This window comes from Microcoleus sp. A6-C6 (assembly GCF_036705955.1).
Lineage (GTDB): Bacteria > Cyanobacteriota > Cyanobacteriia > Cyanobacteriales > Microcoleaceae > Microcoleus.
The window spans coordinates 1-23,547 of sequence record NZ_JAUBVR010000084.1; the positions used below are offsets into that span (position 1 = coordinate 1).

26 protein-coding genes are annotated in these 23,547 nt (G+C 46.7%); 12 read left to right on the forward strand and 14 right to left on the reverse strand.

Annotated elements, in window-relative coordinates; all coding sequences use genetic code 11:
- Positions 1-253: 253 nt before the first annotated feature.
- Positions 254-2,185, reverse strand: coding sequence for an SdrD B-like domain-containing protein (locus tag QUB52_RS24630; RefSeq protein ID WP_332975049.1), 1,932 nt, complete (start codon positions 2,183-2,185; stop codon positions 254-256).
- Positions 2,186-2,461: 276 nt separating this feature from the next.
- On the opposite strand from QUB52_RS24630, the gene QUB52_RS24635 reads away from it, so the two are divergent.
- Complete coding sequence (locus tag QUB52_RS24635) at positions 2,462-3,148, forward strand: peptidoglycan-binding domain-containing protein (RefSeq protein WP_332975048.1); 687 nt, start codon at positions 2,462-2,464, stop codon at positions 3,146-3,148.
- 286 nt (positions 3,149-3,434) lie between these two features.
- On the opposite strand, the gene QUB52_RS24640 is transcribed toward QUB52_RS24635, so the two are convergent.
- On the reverse strand, positions 3,435-5,330 hold the full coding sequence (locus tag QUB52_RS24640) for a DUF1565 domain-containing protein (protein ID WP_332975047.1): 1,896 nt from the start codon (positions 5,328-5,330) through the stop codon (positions 3,435-3,437).
- Between the two features lie 221 nt (positions 5,331-5,551).
- Between QUB52_RS24640 and QUB52_RS24645 the strand changes: the two genes are divergently transcribed.
- Positions 5,552-6,634 (forward strand): thiamine phosphate synthase, encoded by a 1,083-nt coding sequence (locus QUB52_RS24645; protein ID WP_332975046.1) that lies wholly within the window; start codon positions 5,552-5,554, stop codon positions 6,632-6,634.
- A gap of 180 nt (positions 6,635-6,814) precedes the next feature.
- Complete coding sequence (thiS, locus tag QUB52_RS24650; protein WP_332975045.1) at positions 6,815-7,027, forward strand: sulfur carrier protein ThiS; 213 nt, start codon at positions 6,815-6,817, stop codon at positions 7,025-7,027.
- Between the two features lie 247 nt (positions 7,028-7,274).
- Here the strand turns inward: thiS and rpmA are convergent, their stop codons facing one another.
- The 3 genes from rpmA to QUB52_RS24665 form a co-directional block, all read right to left on the reverse strand.
- Positions 7,275-7,571 (reverse strand): 50S ribosomal protein L27, encoded by a 297-nt coding sequence (rpmA, locus tag QUB52_RS24655; RefSeq protein ID WP_106147021.1) that lies wholly within the window; start codon positions 7,569-7,571, stop codon positions 7,275-7,277.
- Between the two features lie 27 nt (positions 7,572-7,598).
- A complete protein-coding gene (gene rplU / locus QUB52_RS24660) occupies positions 7,599-7,991 on the reverse strand; it encodes a 50S ribosomal protein L21 (RefSeq protein ID WP_332967692.1) in 393 nt (130 codons plus the stop codon).
- 361 nt (positions 7,992-8,352) lie between these two features.
- On the reverse strand, positions 8,353-8,568 hold the full coding sequence (locus QUB52_RS24665; RefSeq protein WP_332967693.1) for a hypothetical protein: 216 nt from the start codon (positions 8,566-8,568) through the stop codon (positions 8,353-8,355).
- 119 nt (positions 8,569-8,687) lie between these two features.
- Between QUB52_RS24665 and QUB52_RS24670 the strand changes: the two genes are divergently transcribed.
- On the forward strand, positions 8,688-8,912 hold the full coding sequence (locus tag QUB52_RS24670) for a hypothetical protein (protein ID WP_332975044.1): 225 nt from the start codon (positions 8,688-8,690) through the stop codon (positions 8,910-8,912).
- On the opposite strand, the gene QUB52_RS24675 is transcribed toward QUB52_RS24670, so the two are convergent.
- Positions 8,905-9,414 (reverse strand): DUF3122 domain-containing protein, encoded by a 510-nt coding sequence (locus QUB52_RS24675; protein WP_332975042.1) that lies wholly within the window; start codon positions 9,412-9,414, stop codon positions 8,905-8,907. The two genes, QUB52_RS24670 and QUB52_RS24675, sit on opposite strands and share 8 nt — an antisense overlap.
- A 103-nt stretch (positions 9,415-9,517) precedes the next feature.
- Positions 9,518-10,456 carry a hypothetical protein gene (locus QUB52_RS24680; RefSeq protein ID WP_265234265.1) on the reverse strand — a complete coding sequence of 313 codons (939 nt, stop codon included), beginning with the start codon at positions 10,454-10,456 and terminating at the stop codon, positions 9,518-9,520.
- 279 nt (positions 10,457-10,735) lie between these two features.
- Here QUB52_RS24680 and QUB52_RS24685 point away from each other — a divergent pair, with 279 nt between their 5' ends.
- A complete protein-coding gene (locus tag QUB52_RS24685; RefSeq protein ID WP_332975040.1) occupies positions 10,736-12,280 on the forward strand; it encodes an NB-ARC domain-containing protein in 1,545 nt (514 codons plus the stop codon).
- Between the two features lie 16 nt (positions 12,281-12,296).
- Here QUB52_RS24685 and QUB52_RS24690 read toward each other — a convergent pair whose 3' ends face one another.
- Both QUB52_RS24690 and glpK read right to left on the reverse strand, forming a co-directional pair.
- Positions 12,297-12,674, reverse strand: coding sequence for a c-type cytochrome (locus tag QUB52_RS24690; protein ID WP_332975039.1), 378 nt, complete (start codon positions 12,672-12,674; stop codon positions 12,297-12,299).
- A 232-nt stretch (positions 12,675-12,906) separates the two neighbouring features.
- A complete protein-coding gene (gene glpK / locus QUB52_RS24695) occupies positions 12,907-14,394 on the reverse strand; it encodes a glycerol kinase GlpK (RefSeq protein WP_332975038.1) in 1,488 nt (495 codons plus the stop codon).
- 98 nt (positions 14,395-14,492) lie between these two features.
- Between glpK and QUB52_RS24700 the strand changes: the two genes are divergently transcribed.
- Positions 14,493-15,077 carry an endonuclease dU gene (locus tag QUB52_RS24700; RefSeq protein WP_332975037.1) on the forward strand — a complete coding sequence of 195 codons (585 nt, stop codon included), beginning with the start codon at positions 14,493-14,495 and terminating at the stop codon, positions 15,075-15,077.
- Between the two features lie 110 nt (positions 15,078-15,187).
- On the opposite strand, the gene QUB52_RS24705 is transcribed toward QUB52_RS24700, so the two are convergent.
- Positions 15,188-16,381, reverse strand: a complete 1,194-nt coding sequence (locus QUB52_RS24705; protein WP_332975035.1) for a hypothetical protein — start codon at positions 16,379-16,381, stop codon at positions 15,188-15,190.
- 269 nt (positions 16,382-16,650) lie between these two features.
- Positions 16,651-16,857 carry a hypothetical protein gene (locus QUB52_RS24710; protein ID WP_265234271.1) on the reverse strand — a complete coding sequence of 69 codons (207 nt, stop codon included), beginning with the start codon at positions 16,855-16,857 and terminating at the stop codon, positions 16,651-16,653.
- Between the two features lie 52 nt (positions 16,858-16,909).
- On the opposite strand from QUB52_RS24710, the gene QUB52_RS24715 reads away from it, so the two are divergent.
- From QUB52_RS24715 to apcB, 3 genes are all read left to right on the forward strand, one after another.
- Positions 16,910-17,035, forward strand: a complete 126-nt coding sequence (locus QUB52_RS24715; RefSeq protein ID WP_265234272.1) for a hypothetical protein — start codon at positions 16,910-16,912, stop codon at positions 17,033-17,035.
- Between the two features lie 69 nt (positions 17,036-17,104).
- Positions 17,105-17,590: an allophycocyanin subunit alpha gene (apcA, locus tag QUB52_RS24720; protein ID WP_265234273.1), complete on the forward strand. Its 486-nt coding sequence runs from the start codon at positions 17,105-17,107 to the stop codon at positions 17,588-17,590.
- Positions 17,591-17,766: 176 nt separating this feature from the next.
- Positions 17,767-18,252: an allophycocyanin subunit beta gene (gene apcB, locus QUB52_RS24725; RefSeq protein ID WP_006634930.1), complete on the forward strand. Its 486-nt coding sequence runs from the start codon at positions 17,767-17,769 to the stop codon at positions 18,250-18,252.
- A 200-nt stretch (positions 18,253-18,452) separates the two neighbouring features.
- On the opposite strand, the gene QUB52_RS24730 is transcribed toward apcB, so the two are convergent.
- On the reverse strand, positions 18,453-18,584 hold the full coding sequence (locus tag QUB52_RS24730; protein ID WP_265234274.1) for a hypothetical protein: 132 nt from the start codon (positions 18,582-18,584) through the stop codon (positions 18,453-18,455).
- A 37-nt stretch (positions 18,585-18,621) separates the two neighbouring features.
- On the opposite strand from QUB52_RS24730, the gene QUB52_RS24735 reads away from it, so the two are divergent.
- Positions 18,622-18,825: a phycobilisome linker polypeptide gene (locus QUB52_RS24735; protein WP_006634929.1), complete on the forward strand. Its 204-nt coding sequence runs from the start codon at positions 18,622-18,624 to the stop codon at positions 18,823-18,825.
- A gap of 457 nt (positions 18,826-19,282) precedes the next feature.
- Positions 19,283-20,503 (forward strand): FtsW/RodA/SpoVE family cell cycle protein, encoded by a 1,221-nt coding sequence (locus QUB52_RS24740; protein ID WP_265234276.1) that lies wholly within the window; start codon positions 19,283-19,285, stop codon positions 20,501-20,503.
- 362 nt (positions 20,504-20,865) lie between these two features.
- Here QUB52_RS24740 and QUB52_RS24745 read toward each other — a convergent pair whose 3' ends face one another.
- The gene (locus tag QUB52_RS24745; RefSeq protein ID WP_332975033.1) at positions 20,866-21,519 is read right to left on the reverse strand and encodes a Crp/Fnr family transcriptional regulator; all 654 of its coding nucleotides are present in this window, start codon (positions 21,517-21,519) and stop codon (positions 20,866-20,868) included.
- Between the two features lie 143 nt (positions 21,520-21,662).
- A complete protein-coding gene (locus QUB52_RS24750) occupies positions 21,663-22,739 on the reverse strand; it encodes a TIGR03032 family protein (protein WP_332975032.1) in 1,077 nt (358 codons plus the stop codon).
- Positions 22,740-22,828: 89 nt separating this feature from the next.
- Between QUB52_RS24750 and QUB52_RS24755 the strand changes: the two genes are divergently transcribed.
- Positions 22,829-23,547: DUF4347 domain-containing protein (locus QUB52_RS24755; protein WP_332976295.1), on the forward strand; the 719-nt coding region annotated here is incomplete at its 3' end.

Here is a 23,547-nt window from a genome sequence, read left to right on the forward strand (position 1 = left end):
GTTAAGACTTAGGCTGGTCAGTACAGCTTGCTTGATTTCTCTTACAAGCTCAGTGGCTTTAGCCCTGAGTTACTGACTCGCGATCGATGATACAGCCTCATAAATATTGCACCCAATATACAAGCCAGCTTCGGGACTCCCGGAACTTAAGCTTGAGTGTTGGAGGTTGCCAAGAATAGGGTATCACGCGATCGCCCTTTAATCTCTTCCTGATTTTTATGCAGTTTGGGATTCCGGGCGATCGAGCTTTTTGTCACCCTTGCATCACCGACAAATCTCTCACACCCACCGACACGAAAGGGTTTCGGAGACCCCAATTAATTAATTCATTTTTGTTGACAAATTGATAGACTTGTGTATTTGGATCCAGACCGACATTCTGTTGCCCAAAGTTAGGAAGATTGCCTAAATTCGCCGCTGGTCGATCGACCAAAAAATCACTAACTGGATAAATATCACGACTCTGACTCGAAAGCAAGCTATCGACCGCAATATTGCTGACAGGTTCGCCCACATAGCTAGTATCCGTCAGCGGGCCGCCATTTAAGGATTTAGCCGATCGACCATCAGCCTCTCCCGTCAGCAAATCGATGCTGCTGGCCCGAATATCCGCCGAGACAACAACCACCGCAGGCGGAGTCGTTTGAATGAAACCCGGCCGCGGAACTTCCCTGATGACGTAACTACCTACCGGAACATTGCGGAAACTGTAATTGCCCTGACTGTCGCTGAATGTGTTCGCTTCGCCCGAATCTAGACTGCTGTTGTTATTCAGGTCGATGTAAATTTGGGTATTGGCGATCGGCGGTTCCCCGGCATCTAGGCGACCGTTGGCATTAAAATCGTTAAATTTGACACCGCTGATCGTACCCGTCACCAACACGTTGCCAAAGCTGAGATTAGTGGCATTTGTGCCGTTACTCACGGCGATCGGAGTCGGATTGGGCGTGGTTTGTCGGAAACCGGGCTGCGGGACTTCCCTGACGAAATAGGTGCCTTGGGGCAAGTTGATAAAAGAGAAATTGCCTTGGGGGTTGGTTAAAGTCGAAGGTTCGTTGGGATCGCGGGCGTTGTTGTTGTTGAGGTCGATGTAAATCGGCCAGTTGGCAACTCTCGGTTCCGTCGGTTCGTTGATACCGTTAGCGTTGAGGTCGTTGAACTTGAAGCCGCTGATGCTACCGGTGGGGAAATTGTTGCCGAAATTGATGCCGACAGCGTTAGTGTTGCCCGTAATGTCGATCGCCCCTGGATTTGGCGTAGTCTGAGCCCATCCCGGTTGCTGAACTTCCCTCACCAAATAGCGGCCGGGGGAAACATTGGCAAAAGTGTAGTCGCCTTGCGGGTTAGTGATGGTATTCGGTTCGCCCGGATCGAGGCTGTTGTTGCCATTAAGGTCGAGGTAAACTTGCCAGTTGGGCAGAGGCGGATCTGTCGCATCTCGGACGCTGTTGGCATTGAGGTCATTGTACTTGAGACCGCTAATGCTGCCGACAAAAAAGACATTGCCAAAATTGACGTTGTTGATATTGGCGTTGGAAGTAACGTTAATCGGGCCTGGGTCAGGCGTAGTTTGCCGAAAACCCGGTTGCTGGACTTCTCTCACCAAATATCTGTCTGCGGGAACATTGACAAAAGCGTAATTGCCTTGAAAGTTTGTAATAGTAGAAGGTTCGCCGCCGTCGAGCCTGTTGTTGCGGTTGAGATCGAGGTAAATTTGCCAGTTAGCTAGGGGTGGTTCGCCCAAGTCTTGGCTGCCGTTGCTGTTGATGTCGTTGAATTTAGTGCCTGCGATCGTCCCGGCGTTAAAGTTGTTGCCAAAATTGATATTGCCAGCATTTGTCCCGCTGTTAATCGTGATGGGTGCGGGATTTGGCGTAGTTTGGCGAAAGTTCGGCTGCTGGACTTCCCTAACTTGGTAAGTCCCAGGCGGCAGGTTGACGAAGGTGTAGTTGCCTTGGGCGTTGGTGAGGGTGGAAGGTTCATTAAAGTCAAATCGATCGTTATTGTTGAGGTCGAGGTAGATTTGCCAGTTAGGAATTGGCACATCACCGCCATCGGGGCGCCCGTTGGCGTTGAAGTCGTTGTATTTATTGCCGCTGATGCTGCCGACTTGGAAGTTGCCGATGTTGACGTTGCCGATGTCTATTTGGCTGGCGGTTCTGGTGGGGATGCTGGATTCGGTCATGGTGTTGAAGAAAGCCCAATGAACGCTGTTTAATCTTTGCTCTACGGCAATCTAGCAGTTTTTTTGCCAATTGCAGCTATTTCAGGGGATTAATTTTTTGATCGGAGGGAGTGGGAGAGGGGGAGATTGGGAGAGTGGGAGATTGGGAGAGGGGGAGAGTGGGAGATTGGCAATTCTGCGATGAACATCCCTTAAATCCGTTACAAAATCCGTTGCCGAACTTCTTCCCCAATTTGATGTACGATCGCCAAGAGTTGTGCAGAGGTCGAATTTTCCATGTCCCGAAACCTGACAGCAAGCTGGAATAAAGCCCGTGAGGTTCTGAGTTGGCCCCTAGGCTGGGGTTTGTGCGGTTTTTTGGCAATAAGTTCGATCGCCTCTACTCCTGCTGCTGCACAAATGCCTACCTCCGAACCCGGTAACAATAATAGCCCGATCGCCCAAACAGCCCAAACAGGTGCGATCGTCCGTCCGGCCATCAAATTAGGCAGCCGCGGCTCGGAAGTGCGCGAACTTCAAGCTGCTCTTCAGTTGTTGGGATTTTACCCTGACAGTGTAGACGGGATTTTCTCGCAAAGCACCGCTAAAGCTGTGTCTCAGTTCCAGCAAGCAGCAGGCATCGCCCCAGACGGTATTGTCGGTCAAGATACTTGGAACCGACTGTTTCCTGCGACTCCTGGGGCGATCGAAAGCCCGATCGCCAACAATCCTGAAACGGCACAAAACTCAGAAATTAACCCACAACCGCAGCCCACCAATTTTCCGGTTTTGAGAAGAAGAATGCGCGGGCCCGCAGTCAGAGATTTGCAAGAACGACTGCGGGCGAAGGGCTTTTTGCGCGCTAGTGCTGACGGCGTGTTCGGCCCGGAAACTGAAGCTGCTGTCAAGGCTGCTCAGCGACAATATCAACTACCAGCAGACGGCATTGTCGGCCGTGCTACGTGGGAAGCTCTGCTGCGGTGATTGACTATTGACTGTTGACAGAAGGGCGGTTTAAACCGCGTCTACACAGACAAAACCCGCCTCCGCGGGTTGAAGAGCGGTTGAAACCGCATTATTTTCTTCATTCCGCGGAGGCGGAATTCGTTTGTGTAGACGCGGTTTCAACCGCCGTCTGATCTATATTCATTCCGCGGAGGCGGAATTCGTTTGTGTAGACGCGGTTTCAACCGCCGTCTGATCTATATTCATTCCGCGGAGGCGGAATTCGTTTGTGTAGACGCGGTTTCAACCGCCGTCTGATCTATATTCATTTGATATCTTCAATCCGAGCATTCAAACCGTTAACGGTGAGAATTTGGAGCAATTCGTCAGCTTTTTCGCGCTCCCGAAAAGCACCGGCTTGGATCACCTGTCGCCCGTTGGTAAAAGTCCGAAAAGCATCGGGAACCAAGGATAGCATTTTTTGTCGATCGCCCGAACTATTGGCATCCACCACAACTCGATACCGGAAACCCAAAGCAATAGCTCGATCGAATGACGGCGAATTCTCCGAACCTGCTACAGAATTACCCCCTAAAACAGCAGGTACATAGCCGCCCCTTCCTAGAGGAATGTTGCGGCTCGGAACCGGCAATTTACCCTCGGAAGAAACCGAACTCGAACTATCAAAATTGGGCGGAATCATGGGTTGCTGTACCGAACTTTCCCGAACGGAGCGAGCATCTGGATCTGGTACGGGAATTGCGATCGCCCCTGGGACTTCCGGTGAAGCAGCGACACTCCTCGGAGCCAGCAGAGGCTGCAACTGAACATTTTGCGGTGCAAGTCGATTTTGCACAGGTCGCCTGGAAACGGGCGCTGGTGGCGCAATTGGCGCTCTTTCAACTCTGGGAGTTAGCCGCCCAGGAGTGTAAGCAGGGAGAGAAGTTTCTGGGCCACCGATACTCGAAGGTCGATCGACATTTAGCTGTAAAGCACTTCCCGCAATGGCCTGCGGCGGGCTAAAAGTTCCAGCCACATCAACGGATCCAGTCGTCCGGTTGCTCAACAATTGATTACCGTAAGCCGGGATTACTTGACCTTTCGCCGCATTATTCACATCATATTGACCATTATTACGAATCACATTTCCCCCCGGTTCCGCCGCAGTTCCCAAATCCGGCAGAGCTCTAGTAATCGCCACAATTCCATCCCGCTGATTACTCTCGATATAATTGTTACGCAGCACCGGTCTAGCATCAGCTTGCACCACCACGCCGTCCTTATTGCGAGTAATTTTGTTACCGATCAACAAAGGCGAAGCGTTCTGCGCTACATTTATCCCAAATCCCGTGTTTTCAAACACATTATCTCGAACTTCCGGGCGGGAACTACCAAAAATCGTCATCCCGTTAGCTCCATTTTTCGAGAAAAAATTCCCGCCAATCGTCGGCCTTCCAGTTCCCACTACCGAAATTCCGTCGTGAGTGCTCCCCGAAAAAGTATTGTTGACAATTGTCGGAGAACTCGATTCGATCCACAAAGCGTAACCGCGATAGTTGGTATTTGTCACCGTCACCCCGCTGAGTCCCGCCCCGTCTGCGCCTAAAATCGCGATATTTTGACCCGCTGAAGTCGGACTGAGGAATTCTCCTCCGCCTTTGATCACAATATTCTGGCCACGAGTGCTGGGATTTCCTTGAACAGTCACACTGGGCCTGAGCATTAATGGAAATTTTTCGCCGCTTTGAGCGCTGTAAGTACCGGGCGCTAGTAAAATTGCTGTTTTGGGCGGGGCTACGCTTAAGGCGTAGGTGAGGGTTTTGAATGGCGCTCGATCGCTCCCATTACCTCCTGTGTCGCTACCGCCGTGGGAACTCACATAGAGTATGTTAATGTCGCTCTCTGGCGCTTGAGAAAGTAGCTGCACGGAGGGGATACCCGCAGCGATAACTGAGGCTTGAGGGCTATAAAAAGCCGTGCTGGCAAAGACGAGCAGCAAGCAAGAACTTAAAGCTTTCCTTGGCGATGGCGTTCCGCCCCGCAAGCTACGACTTTTTTTGCACTCGCTCTGTTTTGAATTTAGGATCATAAAAAAACACAATTTATCTTTGAGCCAAATTTCGCATCCCGTGTTTCGTGTCGGATTTTTGCGATCGCATTTTAATTTCACCCACCTGCTGGGGTTTTCTGCTGTTAATCTTTTGTGCTCTGCTAACCTCACGGCTCTCCTCCGAAGTGTGGTATGCAGTTTAACGATTCCACTTTGATCAAGTTTGATCTATTATGCTTTGTTTTCCTGAAATTCAATAAAACTTAAAAATTTGTCAAATTTAGAGCGGTTGATGCCAAAATTAGGTCGATCGCACTTTACTACAATCTTGACGGCGTGGGACAATGTAGCAGTTTGACAGGTAGGATTAATTTTAATTAAGGTGGTTCTGAATGACCGAGAAACAAAACAGAACTTTACCGGCACAGCCGGCCCTCTGCCGGATTTTAGATGCAAATCTAGATCGATCGCGCGAAGGGTTGAGAATTATTGAAGAATGGTGCAGGTTTGGTCTTAACAACGCCGAAAAGGCCCTCGTATGCAAGCAATTGCGTCAGGAATTGGCGGCTTGGCACACGGCAGAATTACGCAGTGCTAGGGATACGCCGGCAGATCCGGGGACGGAGTTGACTCACCCGCAGGAAGAGCAGCGATCGAGCATTCAGCAGCTACTGGAGGCGAATTTTTGTCGGGTGGAAGAAGCTCTGCGGGTACTGGAAGAGTACGGCAAAGTTTACGATCGCAATATGGGCAAGGCTTTTAAGCAGATGCGCTATCGGGTGTATACTCTCGAAAGCGATTTGCTGGCTTATCGGCGCTACCAGCAGTTACTTCGATCGCACTTATATCTGGTAACTTCGCCCAGAGACAATTTGTTACAAGTCGTGGAAGCTGCTTTGCAAGGTGGAGTGACTTTGGTGCAGTACCGCGACAAAACCTCCGACGATGGGGTAAGGTTGGCCAATGCGCGGCAGATGAGCCAACTTTGTCACCGCTACGATGCTTTGTTGATTGTGAACGATCGCGTGGATTTGGCGATCGCAGTGGATGCGGACGGCGTACACTTAGGACAGCAAGATTTGCCTGTAGCCGAAGCGCGCAAGTTGCTCGGCCCAGGACGGATTATCGGCTGTTCGACTACGAATGGCGAGGAAATGCAGCGAGCTATTGATGCCGGAGCCGACTATATTGGAGTTGGGCCGGTTTACTCTACTCCTACTAAACCCGATAAACAAGCGGCGGGTTTGGACTATGTGCGGTATGCTGCTGATAAGTCGCCTGTTCCTTGGTTTGCGATCGGCTCAATTGATATCAACAACCTCGATCAAGTATTGAATGCTGGAGCTCAAAGAGTTGCCGTAGTGCGATCGATCATGGAAGCAGAACAGCCTACTTTAGTCACCCAGTTTTTCATCTCGCAGTTGATTCGGATGCAGAGTCTCAAAGCTCAGAAAGCTTTGCAGGGGAAAAGCTAAGTTTATTAGCTCAGTTGATTAGCGATTTTTCGGGCGGGTTTCGTATACCGATATAACCCGTCTGAGTTCGGGTTTTGTCTGACTTTCTGGCGGTTGAAACCGGCGAGTCTTTTCATTTCAAGCGTATTGAAATATAATTATTGTACCTAGTTAGCTCTAAAAACTGATAATATTTGAATAATGACAAATCAAATTGCGCTGCAAGTTAACGGAGAAAAACGCAATTGTGCGATCGACACACCGTTACCAAAATTACTAGAACAACTAGGATTAAACCCGCGCTTAATAGCTGTCGAATACAACGGCGAAATCCTGCACAAACAATTTTGGGAAACCACACAAATAAAAGATGGCGACATCCTAGAAGTTGTCACAATCGTCGGAGGAGGCTAGCCACAAAGCGAGCGAATCATACCAAATCCCTTGGCATCCAAATGATTCATCTCTCTCTTCTCTTCCTCTGCGGCCTCTGCGGTCTCTGCGGTTAAATCATTCCGAATTTCTCACAAAAATTATCTACCAAACATGACATCCCCGACTTCTTTAAGAAGTCGAGGATATGGGTATATTGAGATATGAAATCAGGAAACATATCCCCAATTATATGCGTTCCCAGGCAAAACCCAGGAACGCATAAAAATTAAACTGCGACAGCTTCAGCCACAGGTGCAACCACAGTTGCAACCACAGGATAAACACTGAGTTTCTTGCGAGTTTTGCCCTTTCTTTCAAAAGTCACCACACCATCAATCATGGCAAACAAAGTATCATCTCTGCCGATACCAACATTATTACCGGGGTGAACCTTAGTGCCGCGTTGACGAATCAAAATGTTGCCAGCTCTGACAACTTGACCGCCGTACTTTTTGACACCAAGACGCTGAGAATTAGAATCGCGTCCGTTACGTGTACTACCTGTACCTTTCTTGTGGGCCATAATGTCCTCAACTTTATTTACTATTGTTTATTCTGATTCAATTTCGCCGGTTTGGGGAGCTTCAACAACTTCTTGAGTTAAATCTCTCGATGCCAAAACAACACCATTGACTGTAATAGAGTCAATCATAAACCGAGTTGTTTCTTGGCGGTGTCCTTTTTTCTTCCGAGTTTTCTTTTTCGGCTTCATCTTGTAGACGAGGACTTTGCGGCCCCGGAAATGCCGCAGCACGGTTCCTTCTACAGTGGCATTTTCTAGTAAAGGCTGGCCGATATGAACATCGTCTTCGTGCTGTACCAGAAATACTTTGTCAATGATGACTTGTGATTCAGCTTCCACGTGAAGCAGTTCGATGTCGTAGAAGCGGCCTGGTTCTACCCGAAATTGCTTGCCGCCGGTCTCAATAATTGCGTAGGTCATGGGATAGTCGTTGGGTTTGCCGTACAGGTAGCTGGTTAGTCATTGGTCATCAGTTATGGACTTTTGACGGCTGACTGCTCTCCAGCTTTTGGAATGTCTCGACCTGATCCGAGCAGGATTTAGACAGACAATCTACAATTATTGTTGATTTGGGTATTTTTGTCAAGTTCTGCCGTGCGCGAGATTTTCTAATTAGGTAGTCTTGGACGCAAAGGCGGTCATAAACCGGGTTCTTTTACGAAAAGGCGCGTTTTCACCCAGAGTAAGGATAAAAAACCCGGTTTTTTTGGTCTTAATGTCGCGAACTGTTAGGGATAAAAACAGAAGATGCTGGATTTTTTATCCAATTTATCCAACAAATTCAAGTAGTCGCAGAACACCTGCTACTTCGCAACAATTCCAAAGCCTGATGTCTTACCCTACCCTCCATCACCTCTTTTTGCAAGGTAATAAAAGCCTCAAAATCTTCTAAACCGTACTTAGTCATCTGCAACTGCTGTCGCAACAGTTCTTCTGCCTCAACCGTTAAATAACCTGTTTTCAACGCTTTCCCGACAATGGTACTGATTAAAGTCATAGTAGATTCACCCTGATGGCACGCACGTAAACAATGGAGTTCTGTCACCAGACTAACTCTGATTTTAGTTTGTTTCGCGATCGCGCTTCAAATAGGTCAAATCTATCTTAAGGTATATTTTGAGCGATCGATTTGTCACTGGTAAATTGTATCAATTTTTACTCAATAATGCGATCGAACTGATGATTTCACAAGTTTTCTTTAAACTAACGCTACACATAAATAATGCGCGCTACTTTGAAAAAAAATGGCAATCCCTTGCCCTGCTTAGGAATAATTTAATTGTTAAAATTGATATCAAATCAGAAAATGTAGCAAAATTTATTGCAACAGGCATTACTTAGTTTCCAACAACAGTCGCCATTCTCTGACAGCAAAGGGAGGAACCAGCAACGCAGCTTTTTTTTCACCTTTCACAGGCAAGTTCAACCGCAAAGGCTGATTACTTTCGACTTGTGTAATGATTGATTTAAAATCATATTCTCCGACATTAATCGGCAAATCTGACTCGCTCCAAATATCATTTGCTTTGCCAATTTCGCGACTTCCCGCAGCCACCTTCAGCGGGACAGGGTGCTCCAATTCAGTTCCGGGAAACCCTACCAATCTCAGATTAAAAGAGTTTACTACTCCCGACTTTACTCGCTTGTACAAAACAACTTGCCACGCTTTCTCATCAGTATCGCGCAGGCTTTGTACGGATCGAAACATTACTTTGTCTGCTGTTTCTGGGTATTTGTGAATCGAGGCGAAAGCGGCCGGGCTGACAGCTAAGATTAGAGACAAGCATAAGCTAATGATTGTTAAAGCCTTGAAAAAGGAAGGTTTTGCACTGAGACTGTTCATAGGATGACCAAAATATCGCTTGTTACCCAGAAGTTTGATACATAAAAAAGTAGGGTACGGCGCACCCTACTACTCATTTTAAACCTATAATCCAACTGCCTGCTTAGGGGGAAGGAAGAGCATAAAAAGCAACTCCCTCATCCCGGAAATCTGACCTCCCCTGTACCGCCAGCCGCTGGCTTGCGCTTGCGGTAAAAAAGTGTGTAATATTTAGCGGATTTTCCCGTTCCCTCGCGAGGTTGGTAAAACGATAGACGGGTATCGCACCCGGAACAGCCGTGCTATATGAATTGAAAACCTCCCCCTGATCGCGGAACTGGGGTAAGGTGCGAACAAAGCTTATCTCACCAGGTTTATTCGTAAAGAAATAAGTTCCTGATGCCGTATTCAAGAAGCGTTCAACCTTTGCGTTACCGCCGTTTGGAGCAATAAATTCATCGCCTTCACTCTGGAAACGAGCAGGGTTGGTTAGTCGGTCACTTTTCTCGATCGGGTCTGTAGTATAAAAGTGCCCTCCTGCCGTCTTGTCAAAGAAACGCGCGACGGGAATGCCACTACTGCCTCCTTGATTTACAGGCGCACCTGTTAGGGCGTCTTTCAAAGTGACATTGCCCCTGTCAGTTGAAACCTGTAATGTGAAAGGCTGAGGAAGTTCGTTTAACGTATTCAAGCTAGTCACGCGGACTACATAGTCCACACCAGGCACACTTGTAAGCGAAGTAGCACCATTAGAGTATTGGGCGCTAAAACTCGGTATTTTTGAGTTGAGACCGTTGCCATCATCAGCCTGAGCAACAAGAAGACCACTCGTATCAGCGACATTCGCACCCGTGTTGCCTTTGGGTATTTGAAAGACTTGCACGTAAGGGTCATAGCTAGTGCTTAGATCTTTAAAAAGATCAATTGATATAGGCTGATTAACTAACTCTACCTCTAAGATGTAATCTTTAGCGCGAGTTCTTGCAGGACCATCGCCCGAATTAGGAGTCGGGATACTCTTGTCAGTTGTAGTTAACTGATTGGTCACTTGAACTGATGCCATTTAAGCTGTCCTTTTAACTTTTTTGATAGCAGGTGTTATAAAATACTGCCTTCTACATTTATAAAACACTCAAGACTGATAAGTTACCTAACAGCTATTAGTATTTTTATTAGGTATTCTTATGACAAGTACACCAACACAGGGATAGGCTTTATTTACAATAAATTTTATAACGTATCTAAAATATCCTCATAAGCCAGTAAAAATACTTAATAAGTTAGATACTTAATCTGGTAAAATCATAAATAATTATGAGTGTGCTTCTGCTTATGAATATACATGACACCTCCAAATAAACCCTTACAAATACCAGAACAGAAGTTTATAGAGGCTGCGGCTTGCTGGAATCTCGAACAGTTATATGCAGACTTGACAGCAGCCAAGCAAGAGTACGCTAGCAGTACAAAGCAGCGACTCACTCCTTTAGAAAAAACTTACCTGCGAGGATTACTTTGCAATTATAGTCCGCCGCAAATTGCCGCCGCACTCCATCGCGAATGCGCCGGTATTAGAGTAGACTTATCGAGAGGGCTGTATCGCTACATAGAAGTTTTAACGCTGCAACAACCGAAAGATTGGAAAGAAATCCCCAGTATCCTAGAAATATTTGGTTATAAACAAAAGGGGAATGTAGAAACTTTGCATTCTACATTGATAAATTATATCCAAACTCCCGAAACTTCCATCGAAAATCAAACTGAATCGGGGATGTTGGCTGATACGTCTATTTTCTACGGGCGCACAACAGAACTTGCTAACTTAGAGCAATGGATTTTACAAGAAAACTGTCGTTTAGTTGCTATATTGGGTATGGGCGGCATTGGCAAAACTGCTTTAGTATCTAAGCTGAGCAATATGATTAAACACCAGTTTGACAGATTGATTTGGCTCAACCTCAGTCATGCACCTCTGTTGGCACATACTCTGGTAAATTTAATCGAATTTTTATCAAATAACCCCCCAATCGATTTAGAGAGATTGGGATTAATTAGTCAGTCTAAAGAAATATTTTTTCAAGCTGCGATCGCTCTCCGTGAGCGATCGCACATTGAATTTTACCTAGACAACCTAATTGCTTCCACAAATGCAATAGAACAGACAATCATCGCTGATGGTATCCAGCGGCTGATTCATTGTTTACAAAAGCGTCGATGCCTGATAATTTTAGATGAGTGGGAAGCTGTTTTCAGCACTGAGCAGTTAACAGGAAATTATCGAGAAGGATATCAAGTGTATGGGGAATTGCTGAAACAAGTAGCAAAATCGCAGCATCAAAGTTGCTTGCTGTTGACTAGCTGCGAAAAACCTAAAGAAATTGCAGCGTTAGAAGGTCAAAATCAATCTGTACGGTCATTAAAATTGGGCAGTTTGGGAGAAGCTGCTGTGGAAATCATTAAAAATAAGGGTTTGTCTGAAGAAGGTGAATACTCCGAACTGATAGAGGCTTACAGCGGCAATCCTTTAGCGTTAAAAATAGTAACAACAACTATTAACGATATGTTTGGGGGAAGCATTGCTAACTTTTTAAGAAATGGGCTATTTCTGGGAGATTATAGCGATACGTTATCTCGGCAGTTTAATCGCTTATCATCCTTAGAAATCCAGCTATTACACTGCATGGCGAAAGAAGTTAAGCCTGTTGATATTGAAAAATTGTGTTCAGATATTCAGCAAGATCGGGACTCAGATTTTTTTAAGACGTTGGAATCGCTTTTAAGGCGATCGCTAATTGAAACAGTCCCAGCAGAAAGTGAAACCCTGTTCGCGCTTCAACCTGCGGTAAAGACATATCTGATGTCTGTGGTAAGATGGCCTAAGTCGTAAATAATATACCGAGGTTCTATTTCCAATCGGTTTCGGCTTGGGATAGCACGTAGGCTGAAACATCGATAATTTGTTGTTCTGACAAACGAGATTTGTAAGCGGGCATAATTCCTTTACCGTTGGTTACTAGGTTGGAAATATTGGCGATGGAGTCCATGCCGTATTTTTTTAAGGCTTTTTCTTTTAAGTTTTTGCCGCGCCTGATAATGTTGCCACCGTTGATGTGGCAGCCTGCACAGTTGGTGCTGAAGACTTCGGCTGGGGTTGCGGTTTCGGGAGTTGTTGCTGTATCTGCGACCGCAATTTGGGAATTAGTGGCAACTTCTGCAAATGCCAGTGTCAGTATTAATAAAGTGACGGTGAGGATTTTTTTTAATTTATTTAGTAAAATCATTTATTTGCAGATTAAAAAATAGTGCTGCATTTGATGATAGCACTAAATACAATATTGGAACAGGCAAGATGCCTGTTCCACAAGTGAATTTTTATTCTATTTGTGGGGCGTTGCTCCTAGCCCGCCCCGGAAGGCTTTACAATACTGCAACAGGCAAGATGCCCGTTCCACAAGTGAATTTTTATTCTACTTGTGGGGCGTTGCTCCTAGCCCGCCCCTGAATCCTTTATATTCATTCTTCCCAGTCGAAGGTGCGGGTAACTGCTTTTTTCCAAAAGCGATATTTTTGCTCCCGAAGTGCGATCGGCATTTGGGGCTCCCAAATACAATCCACCGCCCAATTATCCCGCAATTCGGCTAGCTTACTCCAAAAACCCACCGCCAAACCAGCCGCATAAGCCGCCCCCAGTGCAGTAGTTTCCGCTACCACAGGCCGCACCACAGGCACTCCCAAAACATCGCTCTGAAACTGCATCAGCGTGCTATTTCCTACCATCCCACCATCTACTTTTAAAGACAAAAGCTGCACACCCGAATCCTGATTCATCGCATCCAATACTTCCCGCGTTTGCCACGCTGTCGCTTCCAATACTGCGCGGGCAATGTGTGCCTTAGTCGCGTAGCGAGTTAAACCTGCAATTACTCCCCTGGCGCTATCTTGCCAATAGGGCGCGTAGAGTCCAGAAAAAGCCGGCACAATGTAAACTCCGCCGCTGTCTTCGACTGTATTTGCTAATGTTTCTACTTCCGCAGATGTGTTGATGATGCCCAAATTGTCCCGCAGCCACTGTACTAATGCTCCGGCGATCGCAATACTGCCTTCAAGAGCATACACAGCGGGCGATTCTCCCATCTTGTAGGCGACTGTTGTTAGTAATCCTTGCTTTGAAGGGACGATCGCCTCACCGGTATTCAGCAGCATAAAACAGCCCGTACCGTAAGTATTTTTCGCCTCCCCAACATTGAAACAAGTTTGCCCAACCAGAGCCGCCTGCTGATCGCCCAAAGCAGCAGCAATCGGAACACCATCTAACAATCCTTTTGCAGTGCCAAAAATGTGACTCGAAGGGCAAATCTCTGGCAGCATCCGGCGGGGAATTCCCATTATTTCCAAAGTTTCAGCATCCCAATCCAGGGTTTGCAAATCCATCAGCATTGTGCGGCTGGCATTGGTAACATCGGTAATGTGTGCGCCGCCAGTCAGATGCCAAATTAGAAAAGAATCGACATTGCCAAAAATCGCCTCGCCTCGATTTGCCGCTTCCCGCAATCCTGCGATATTGTCCAGCATCCACTTAACTTTCGGCCCGCTAAAATAAGTTGCTAGCGGCAAACCGCAGCGCGATCGAAATCGATCTTTGCCGTCAACTTGTGCTAAGCTAGTACAAATTTGGTGAGTGCGAGTATCTTGCCACACAATCGCATTACCGTAGGATTTGCCCGTGTTTTTGTTCCAAACAATTGCTGTTTCGCGCTGGTTGGTAATGCCTAGGGCCGCAATATCTTTCGGGTCTATATTGCCAATTTCCAGGGCGTTTTTAATGACACTTTGGGTGCGCTGCCAAATTTCTTCGGCATTGTGCTCAACCCATCCCGGTTGTGGATAAATCTGTTGATGTTCTTGTTGGTTGCGGCAAATTATCTTTCCCAGGCGATCGAATACCATAAACCTGGTGCTGGTGGTTCCTTGGTCGATCGCTGCTACGTATTTTTTGGTCAAGTATTTAAAACCTTTTTCGCAATCAAGCCTTTAATATTTATGATAATATATAAAATTCAAATTAATCTCAAAATTTTTAGTTTAGGGAACTCCGAAATTTGCAACTGGCAGAATTGCTCAGACTCGATCGCACAATTAAGGTTATCGGCTTTGATGACGCACCCTTTTCTCGTACCAGCGACAGTCTCGTGTCGATCGCGGGCATAGTCTGCGGGAACACTCGATTTGAAGGAATGGTCTGGGGACAAGTCCTCCCAGACGGATTAGATGCCACTGACACTATTTCTGGGCTACTGCTCGGAGGCAAATTTCTGCCGCAATTGCATCTCGTTTTGCTAGACGGAATTGCTGTCGGCGGCTTCAATATTATTGACCTTCGGGAGTTAGCATCGCGGCTGCAAATTCCGTGCGTTGCTGTCATGCGCCGCCAACCAGATTTAGCTGCTGTCGAAAAAGCTCTACGCCATTTACCAGACTCGGAATACCGTTTAGAATTGTTGCGCCGCGCTGGGAAAATTCACGCTTTTGAACCTTTCTTCTTTCAAGTCTGCGGCGAACAACCGGAAGTAATTGCACTGGTTCTCCAGCGTTTAACTGATACTGGTAAAGTTCCTGAAGCTTTGCGTTTGGCTCATTTGATTGGTGCGGCTGTTATTACTGGTGTTAGCGGCAGTTCTGCTTGAATTTACGAGCGGCGATTTGATTTATTAAAAGTCAAAAAAGTTTGTAGTGCGGACTTTAGTCCGCTAATTTGGATGCGGACTAAAGTCCGCACTATGAACCAACTCATGATTTAGCTTCTGACAATCTCGCCCTCGATTTCACCGAATTCGATTTTAGTTCCCAAGGCTAAAGTTAGGGTGCTTTCAGGTTCAATCATTTTTATTTCGCCTTGAATGTCTGTGGCCCACCAAGCCCGATCGCCCAAATTGGTCAATCCCAAGGATAGCTCGTTTCGCGATCGAGAAATCACCGTAGCTACAACACCGTTAGATGCCATAGCTGTTAAAGTCGGGATGTCAGCGGTGAATAGCTGAGTACCCGCACTCAGAGGAATCACTCGACTTCGTAATTTCAGAGAAAATTGATGGCTGGAAAAAGAATCTTCTGAGGATTTTTGTGATATAATACTAGGCGAAACCTGAGCAGAAGTTGCAGCGGGCAAATCAGAGTTTCCAACTGTAATTGTACAATTACCGATTCTCTTTTGGTCGCCCGATCGCAAATAACTCACCGCCCCGCTATCAACATTCTCGCAAACAATTTGACCAGCCTCCAATTGAAACCGCATTGCTAAGGGCGAAACATCAGGAATATAGATAATTGACAAATTTTCATCACTCCCAAAAGTCACCGGTTCTGCACCAATAGTCAGAGTGCGATTTGCTCCCGAATCGTAACTAATTACCAGCCAAGCTTTGTTAAACAAAGTTTCGGCGACAACTAGCATAATGCCAATCCAAAAGCCGATCGCACTACAGCCAACTAAACGGCCCGCCGTCCCAGATAAACTATAAGCAAACAGAATAAACAAACAACCGCCCAAAACGCCACCCAAGCCACGCAGCGCTCCTAAATTGGGAATTCGTTTGGAAAGTCCAAATCCTAACAAACTGCCGGCTATGCCCCAGCAAATCACTCGCAATATCTCGTTTTCGCCGTCGCCAATCCCGCTGAAAACACCTTCGGCGATCGCTCCAGAAATTGCCCCGGCGATTACACCAGACAACCCGCCATTTTTTAAAGATTGTTTAATTTGGGGCTTGCCTTTGATATAGTAATAGTAGCCAAACATGATCGCAGTAGCAATGCCACCGCCTACTAATCCAAACCAGCGACTTGTGGACAATACACTGTCAAAAACAGATTGTGAATCATTGAGCCGCTGCATGAAAGGTTCGGTGATGAGATTGCCGGCAAAACCGCCGACAGCACCGCTAATCCCAAACTGCAAAGCTTTTTTAAGGGCTGATAGATTTCTTTTCACGGCGCACCTGGTTCAAAGTCGGACTCGAATTTAGCTACAAGCTCGAAACTTACCATTTCCGATCCGCACCTGTCGCCCCTCCGTCTCCCGCACCTCTGGCCTCTGTCTCCCGCACCTGCCTTTGAGAGACAAGTCTATTGAGCCTCGCGCCACTTCCCGTCACAAATTGCTCAAAGGACGCGCGAGCGAAGCTATCCCGGAGGGAATCGCCTGTAACTACTGCTGCAAGTTAATTTTAGCGATTTTTTTTACTGTCAAATTTGCACCGATTAGACCCCAGCTTGGGCCCGAATATGAAAAGGAATGTTACAAACTATTACAGTAACACTCAGAATGTGAACATAATGCCTCAAAATACTTGCGAGAGGTAGTTGTGTCAGAGAAGCAATATCCTGACTAACTGCCGGACAGTCACTCGATCGCCACTTAAGAATCTGCTGCAATCTCGATCGTAGATTAAAGATCGCATCAATCATTTGTGGTATTCTAAGCGACAGGCTTAGTGCGGGCATCAAAAAGCGCACCGGCGTGAAGAACCAGCGTCGTCAAACGAAGGCAGACACCCGTCAACAACTTCAACAGTTGCTGGCTGTGGAAAGTCCGCCCTTCCCCGTCAAAGCTCCTGCCAACAGCAAAGCGAAAGGTACGGGATGAAAGCGCCCGAACGTCCTAGTTCAACGCAGAGCAGTTCGTATAGCAAAATATCCAGCGGGTACACACAAGATGAGTATCGTCACCAAATCAATCGTCAACGCAGACGCTGAAGCTCGCTACCTGAGCCCAGGCGAATTAGATCGGATCAAGAGCTTCGTCACCTCTGGTGAACGCCGCGTCCGCATCGCCCAAATTTTGAGCGAATCCCGCGAACGTATCGTCAAAACAGCAGGCGACCAACTTTTCCAAAAGCGCCCTGATGTTGTTTCTCCCGGCGGCAACGCTTACGGCGAAGAAATGACCGCAACTTGCTTGCGCGACTTGGACTACTACCTGCGTTTGATCACCTACGGAATCGTAGCTGGCGACATTACTCCGATCGAAGAAATCGGTATTGTCGGCGTCCGCGAAATGTACAACTCTCTCGGAACCCCGATTGCAGCCGTCGCCGAAGGCGTCCGCGCTATGAAGAATGCAGCTTCTTCGTTGCTGTCTGGAGAAGATGCTTCCGAAGCTTCCTCTTACTTCGACTACGTTATCGGTGCGATGCAGTAAGGAATTTAGGTTTTTGATGATAGATTTTTGATTGAACAATCGAAGGTTGCTGACAACAAGCCAACAGCTTTTGCAGATAATCAACTACTTGTAAATCTCAAATCCCAAATCCCAAATCTCAAATTTTCGCTCCAAAATTGGACTGACTCAGCCACTTTCTAGGAAACAAGACAACCATGCAAGACGCAATTACCGCCGTAATCAATTCCTCTGACGTTCAAGGTAAGTACCTCGACATCAGCGCATTAGACAAGCTTAAGAACTACTTCGCTTCTGGTGAACTGCGCGTCCGCGCCGCTACCGCCATCAGCGCCAATGCAGCCACAATCGTCAAAGAAGCAGTTGCTAAGTCTCTGTTGTACTCAGACGTAACTCGTCCCGGCGGCAATATGTACACCACTCGTCGTTATGCAGCTTGCATCCGCGACTTGGACTACTACTTGCGCTACGCCACCTACGCCATGCTAGCTGGCGACCCTTCCATCCTCGATGAGCGCGTGCTCAACGGTTTGAAAGAAACCTACAATTCCTTGGGCGTGCCCATCGGTTCTACCGTACAAGCAATCCAAGCAATGAAAGAAGTCACCGCCGGTTTGGTCGGTTCTGACGCTGGTAAAGAAATGGGCGTCTATTTCGACTACATCTGCTCTGGCTTGAGCTAAATCGAAGGAAGAAGGAAGAAGGAAAAAGGAAGAAGGAAGAAGGAAAAAGGAAGAAGGAAGAAGGAAGAAGGAAGAAGGAAGAAGGAAGAAGGAAGAAGGAAAAAGATTTATTTCTTGCCTCTTTTAACTTTTAACTTTTAACTTTTAACTATAAACTTTTAACTTTTAACTGTAAACTTTTAACTTTGGACTTGTTACCTTTAGCTTTCAAAGAAGTCAGGGAAGTTGAGAGTGATTGCTAGACCGTCAAAGGCCAGTCGAGAAAGCCCGACGAGTTTTAACGAGCTAGTTTTGACTCCTAACTCCCTGACTTCAATCTTTAAAAAATCCATCTAAATATCTGTAAACCTACTCAGGAGTTTGTTTCCCATGAGAATGTTTAAAGTGACTGCTTGCGTCCCCAGCCAAACTCGCATCCGCACTCAGCGCGAATTGCAAAATACCTATTTTACTAAGCTGGTTCCTTATGACAACTGGTTCCGGGAACAGCAAAGAATTATGAAAATGGGTGGCAGAATTATTAAAGTGCAATTGGCTACTGGTAAGCCCGGAGCTAATACTGGTCTACTTTAAAATCCAAGGATGGATTGATAGAGGGGCAAGAGGTCGATCGCGACCTCTTTTTTGTTTGTTATGATTTTATAGCAGAAGGAAGAAGGAAGACGGAAGAAGGAAGAAGGAAGACGGAAGAATGTAGTAATTTGTAGGGTGTGCACTGCGCACCGGTTGACTTCGTAGCCCATTCCCCCAGCGGTTGACTTTTCTACTCGTTACCAGGAAGAGCGAAAGTAACGCAGATGGGCGAGGAAGAGCCTCCTTAATCCTGTGCCGAGGCAGAGTAAGAGTGATATGGGCTCCCAGACAGAGCCTTGGAACCAGTTAAAAGAAACCGGGTTTTTTCATCGAGATTGAGGGTTTTAAGCAAATATTTGGGTGAAAAAACCAGGTTTCTGACAGTCTGTGCGATCGCAAACTAGACTAAGAACTAATGACAACTGACAACTGACAACTGACAACTGACAACTGACTAATGACTAATGACATTCGACGCTTCATTCCATTTTTTGACCCCGGCGTGTCTGAATGGGCCGCTGAGGCCCGGTGGCTCAGGTGGTTGACTTTTTTGTGGCTGTTTGTAGGGCTGACAGCTTTGTTTTCGGCTTCCTATCCGATCGCAAATTCAGAATTTGGAGACGGCCTTTACTATTTTAAGCGGCAACTAATCGCAGTGGCGATCGGGCTGGCAGGTTTTAACTTAATGGTGTACTCCCCCCTGCGTTACCTGATGAAAACAGCTCAGTTGGGAATTTTGGTGCTGCTGGGATTGCTCTGGTTGACCTTGATTCCGGGAGTGGGAACCACAGTCAACGGGGCAACTCGCTGGATATCTTTGGGCCCGGTGCCGATTATTCAACCTTCTGAATTGATTAAACCATTTTTCGTTCTCCAAAGCGCCCGCATTTTCGGCAACTGGCCCCGATTGACAAACAAAGTTCGCCTTAGTTGGCTGTTAATTTTCGGCGCAATGCTGTTGGGAATTTTGTTGCAGCCGAATTTAAGTACCACAGCTTTGTGCGGGATGACTTTGTGGCTGGTGGCTTTGGCGGCGGGCTTACCTTACTTGCAGTTGGGCGCAACGGCTGTGGGGGGTATGCTTTTAGCCGTTTTAAGTATTAGTTTTAGGGAATATCAGCGCCGCCGGATTATGTCTTTTCTCAATCCTTGGGCTGATCCGATGCAAGACGGCTATCAGTTGATTCAAAGCCTGCTGGCTGTGGGTTCTGGAGGGATTTGGGGTGTTGGTTTGGGGATGTCGCAGCAAAAGTTATTTTATTTGCCGATTCAGTACAGCGATTTTATTTTTGCTGTGTTTGCTGAGGAGTTTGGTTTGGTGGGAGGTTTCTCGCTGTTGCTGATGTTGGCGGCTTACGCTACTGTGGCTTTGAGAGTGGCGATGAGGGCCCGGAATATTGAGAGTCAGTTGGTGGCGATTGGGGTGATGGTGGTGATGGTGGGACAGTCGCTGCTGAATATTGGGGTGGCGACGGGGGTTTTGCCGACTACGGGTTTGCCGTTGCCGTTTTTTAGTTACGGGGGCTCATCGATGTTGGCGAGTTTGTTGTTGTCGGGGTTGCTGATTCGGGTGGCTAGGGAGAGTTCTGAGGCTGATGTTGTTTCTTTGGAGGGACGCAGAAAGATGCCTGGAAAGCCTAAGTTACGATCGACCAACGGCAGTACACAAGCCGAGTAATTTGTCAAATTATTTCCTGGAAGCGCGGGTAGCTAGAAACCGGATTTTCGTCCATCAAACCCGGTTTCTGCCTCCAAAACTATATTTATTTCCGTCCATCACCCTTATTTGGCGGTTCTTCTTGTTCTTGAGGTTTAGCTGTGATGTCAATTAATTCTTTTTTGTCTGGTTTTGGTGTTTCTTGAGTAGAGTTAGCCATTGAGTTTTGTCCTAAATAGATGCACCGCTTAATTATATCTTTTCCGGCTACAAATCTATGGATCTAGATAGCGGGAGCAAGAGCAACACAAATAATTCTCAGGTAGTTGAAATTTCGCTTTAATATTAGACAGGGTTATGTAGATGCAAATTCCTGTCGATTGCTACACTCCTTGAGGATTGCAGCCAAACAAATCCGAGGTAGAGGCAAAAACATCTTTGTTAAGTATTAAATGCCGATCGCCATCTCGACTGATTAACCCTTGCTGCTGCAATTTTCCCAGCATTCGCGTTACTGTTACCCGCGTCGTGCAAATAGCATTAGCAATATCTTGATGTGTTAAGCGGATGCTCAAACGAGTTCCCTCAACCACAGGCTGACCGAAGTCCTGTTGCAATAATAGCAGAAGCTGATACAAACGGTCTTCTACTCGGCGCTGTCCGGCGATCGCCAAAATTGATTCCATTTGCCGCAGCCGCCGAACCATTTGAGGCAGCAACTCGTGACCCAATTGAGGAGAAGCTTCGATTTCCACCATAGAATACCACATCAAATAAACATCAGATGTCGCCGTAGCTCGGTAAGTCTGCAAATTAGTCAACCACAAACCGAAGCACATCGAAGGCCCAACCCAACCCAAAAGTCCTTCTTCCCCGGTGGGATAAAGCGTGCTCAGTTGTGCTAAACCTTGACAAACGCGCCAAAGTCCTTGTGGCATCAAAGGAATGGTTTCGCCCTTGGCATAAAAATGCAAGTTTCGAGTCGCTCCCGTGTTATGCTGGACTTCCGCTAAAAGTGCTTTGGATGTTGGTGGCATATCCGTTATTTCCAGCTAAAAAACAATACTCTGAGATCTACGAATCTCACTCTAACCCACCAAGGTAAAGGTTTGGTAATCGTCTGGTTAGCAGCAAGATAAGCTTTAGCCATCAGTTGAACCCGGATTTTATATCACTACTATTAAACTTCCAAAGTGATTAATTGGGCAATTTCTTCAGTCTGAAAACCTAAAGCCATCGGCCTTTGCACTTCTGGGATTATTTGCAGATCATAGAGTTCTGTAACTACTCCTTCAAATCGCACCCAGTGAACTATTGTTCCAGTTTTAATATCTATTATCATGATACCACAGCGTGGCTCGGCATCTTTTTTTATTAACAATTCATCTAATTCTAAGCCGCTAAATGTCTTGTCGCCACCTCTGGGTTTAGATAATCCAACTATTGCCCAGTTTTCCCAAAAGGCTAAGCCTCGTAAATAGCCGGGACAAAATGCGATCGCATTAAATTTTCCTGTTTCTAAATCCACATAACCTAATTCTCCCCTACCAGAATTCAGCACCCACAATTTGTCTTGATACCAGCGGGGCGAGTGCGGCATTGACAATCCTGATGCGATAATTTCATTCGATTCTATATCTATGATTATGCCACCATTTTGTCGGCGATCGCGCCACCCATCCACAACATCCGACTGACTGGATGCTGTCACATATTTAGCTTTCCCCTCCACCATTGCCAAACCGTTGAGGTGACAGCGGTCTTCGTTGATATATTGTGAGATAAAGGGTGGTTTCCATAAAGGTTTACAACTGTGCCGATCACTCACTGTGGCTAGACAATTGAGTAATGTGCTGATAAAAATTACTTGTCCGCTGCTATCTACAGCTACATCATGGATGTCGATATCGCCCGTGGTGTAAGCAATGCGCGGTATGTATAAGCGATCGTAACCTTGATGTTGCCCTCCCGCAGCTAGCACATTGTCTAATTGCCAGAGTTGATATTTGGAACTGAGGTAAATGCGATCGCGTGTGCAGTAAAGCCCCATTGCGCGATCGAATATTCGCCAAAAACCAGAGATTCTGTCGGTTTCTGGGTGAGCACCGATGAACATTAATCTACTGGTTTGATAGGTAGTGCAAGCGAGGCTGATTTTTTCTTGGCTTAGCCAAGTGGGAAAATCGCGATCGCCAAAAATATCGTGTTCGTGGGCCGTGTTCAAAACTGATGGGTCATGGGTTGTATTAGAAGTCATCTATCTTTAGATACAAATTGTGATCAGGATCATATACAGTTAATATTTTTTCGACTAAAGTTATTTCAAGTTTAACTATAGTAATATTAATGCCACATATAATAATTACCAGAGCGATCGCCTTCATCACCTCCGACATCCCAGACAGCCAAACCCTGATCGACGGCATCCTCAAAGGCATTGAAGTCACCATCCTCGACCCGAAGCGCAACGCCGTAGCCCAAATCGCCGAAACCATCAAAGGCAAGCAATACTCAGCGATCCATATCATATCTCACGGTGCGCCCGGTCACATCCAACTCGGCAACACTGAATTAAACAGTCAAACTCTACCTATATATTCTCAGCAGATACAGCAGTGGCGAGAAAGCCTCACAGAAGACGCAGAAATCATCATTTATGGTTGTAACGTCGCCGCGACAACCGACAAGGTACAGCCGAACTTCCTCCACCAACTCCACCAACTCACCGGCGCAAACATCGCCGCCTCCGCGCACCCAGTCGGGAACCCCAGCAAAGGCGGAACCTGGAACCTAGAACACAAACTAGGAAATATTACCAGCCCTATTGCATTTTCACCAGAAGTATGCAATGCCTATCCCGGCATTTTCCCTGCCTCCTTCGCCACTCCCAGCAACTTTGGGGTGGGGACGAGTCCCGTTTCCGTCACCGTGGGAGACTTCAACGGCGATGGCAAAACCGACATCGCGGCGGCGAACGCTAACTCCAACAACGTCAGCGTGCTATTAGGGACAGGGACAGGCAGTTTTGGCGCTGCTACCAACTTTGCTGTGGGGACTAATCCCTA

What these genes read in the sequence shown, in the direction of transcription:
- QUB52_RS24735 (WP_006634929.1), top strand. Translation starts at nt 18,622, where the DNA reads ATGAGAATGTTTAAAGTGACTGCTTGCGTCCCCAGCCAAACTCGCATC.
- QUB52_RS24750 (WP_332975032.1), bottom strand. Translation starts at nt 22,739, where the DNA reads ATGACTTCTAATACAACCCATGACCCATCAGTTTTGAACACGGCCCAC.
- QUB52_RS24635 (WP_332975048.1), top strand. Translation starts at nt 2,462, where the DNA reads ATGTCCCGAAACCTGACAGCAAGCTGGAATAAAGCCCGTGAGGTTCTG.
- rpmA (WP_106147021.1), bottom strand. Translation starts at nt 7,571, where the DNA reads ATGGCCCACAAGAAAGGTACAGGTAGTACACGTAACGGACGCGATTCT.
- rplU (WP_332967692.1), bottom strand. Translation starts at nt 7,991, where the DNA reads ATGACCTACGCAATTATTGAGACCGGCGGCAAGCAATTTCGGGTAGAA.
- QUB52_RS24675 (WP_332975042.1), bottom strand. Translation starts at nt 9,414, where the DNA reads ATGAACAGTCTCAGTGCAAAACCTTCCTTTTTCAAGGCTTTAACAATC.
- QUB52_RS24630 (WP_332975049.1), bottom strand. Translation starts at nt 2,185, where the DNA reads ATGACCGAATCCAGCATCCCCACCAGAACCGCCAGCCAAATAGACATC.
- QUB52_RS24685 (WP_332975040.1), top strand. Translation starts at nt 10,736, where the DNA reads ATGACACCTCCAAATAAACCCTTACAAATACCAGAACAGAAGTTTATA.
- QUB52_RS24645 (WP_332975046.1), top strand. Translation starts at nt 5,552, where the DNA reads ATGACCGAGAAACAAAACAGAACTTTACCGGCACAGCCGGCCCTCTGC.
- QUB52_RS24730 (WP_265234274.1), bottom strand. Translation starts at nt 18,584, where the DNA reads ATGGATTTTTTAAAGATTGAAGTCAGGGAGTTAGGAGTCAAAACTAGC.
- thiS (WP_332975045.1), top strand. Translation starts at nt 6,815, where the DNA reads ATGACAAATCAAATTGCGCTGCAAGTTAACGGAGAAAAACGCAATTGT.
- apcA (WP_265234273.1), top strand. Translation starts at nt 17,105, where the DNA reads ATGAGTATCGTCACCAAATCAATCGTCAACGCAGACGCTGAAGCTCGC.
- QUB52_RS24690 (WP_332975039.1), bottom strand. Translation starts at nt 12,674, where the DNA reads ATGATTTTACTAAATAAATTAAAAAAAATCCTCACCGTCACTTTATTA.
- apcB (WP_006634930.1), top strand. Translation starts at nt 17,767, where the DNA reads ATGCAAGACGCAATTACCGCCGTAATCAATTCCTCTGACGTTCAAGGT.
- QUB52_RS24740 (WP_265234276.1), top strand. Translation starts at nt 19,283, where the DNA reads ATGACTAATGACATTCGACGCTTCATTCCATTTTTTGACCCCGGCGTG.
- QUB52_RS24680 (WP_265234265.1), bottom strand. Translation starts at nt 10,456, where the DNA reads ATGGCATCAGTTCAAGTGACCAATCAGTTAACTACAACTGACAAGAGT.
- QUB52_RS24710 (WP_265234271.1), bottom strand. Translation starts at nt 16,857, where the DNA reads ATGATTGATGCGATCTTTAATCTACGATCGAGATTGCAGCAGATTCTT.
- QUB52_RS24745 (WP_332975033.1), bottom strand. Translation starts at nt 21,519, where the DNA reads ATGCCACCAACATCCAAAGCACTTTTAGCGGAAGTCCAGCATAACACG.
- QUB52_RS24665 (WP_332967693.1), bottom strand. Translation starts at nt 8,568, where the DNA reads ATGACTTTAATCAGTACCATTGTCGGGAAAGCGTTGAAAACAGGTTAT.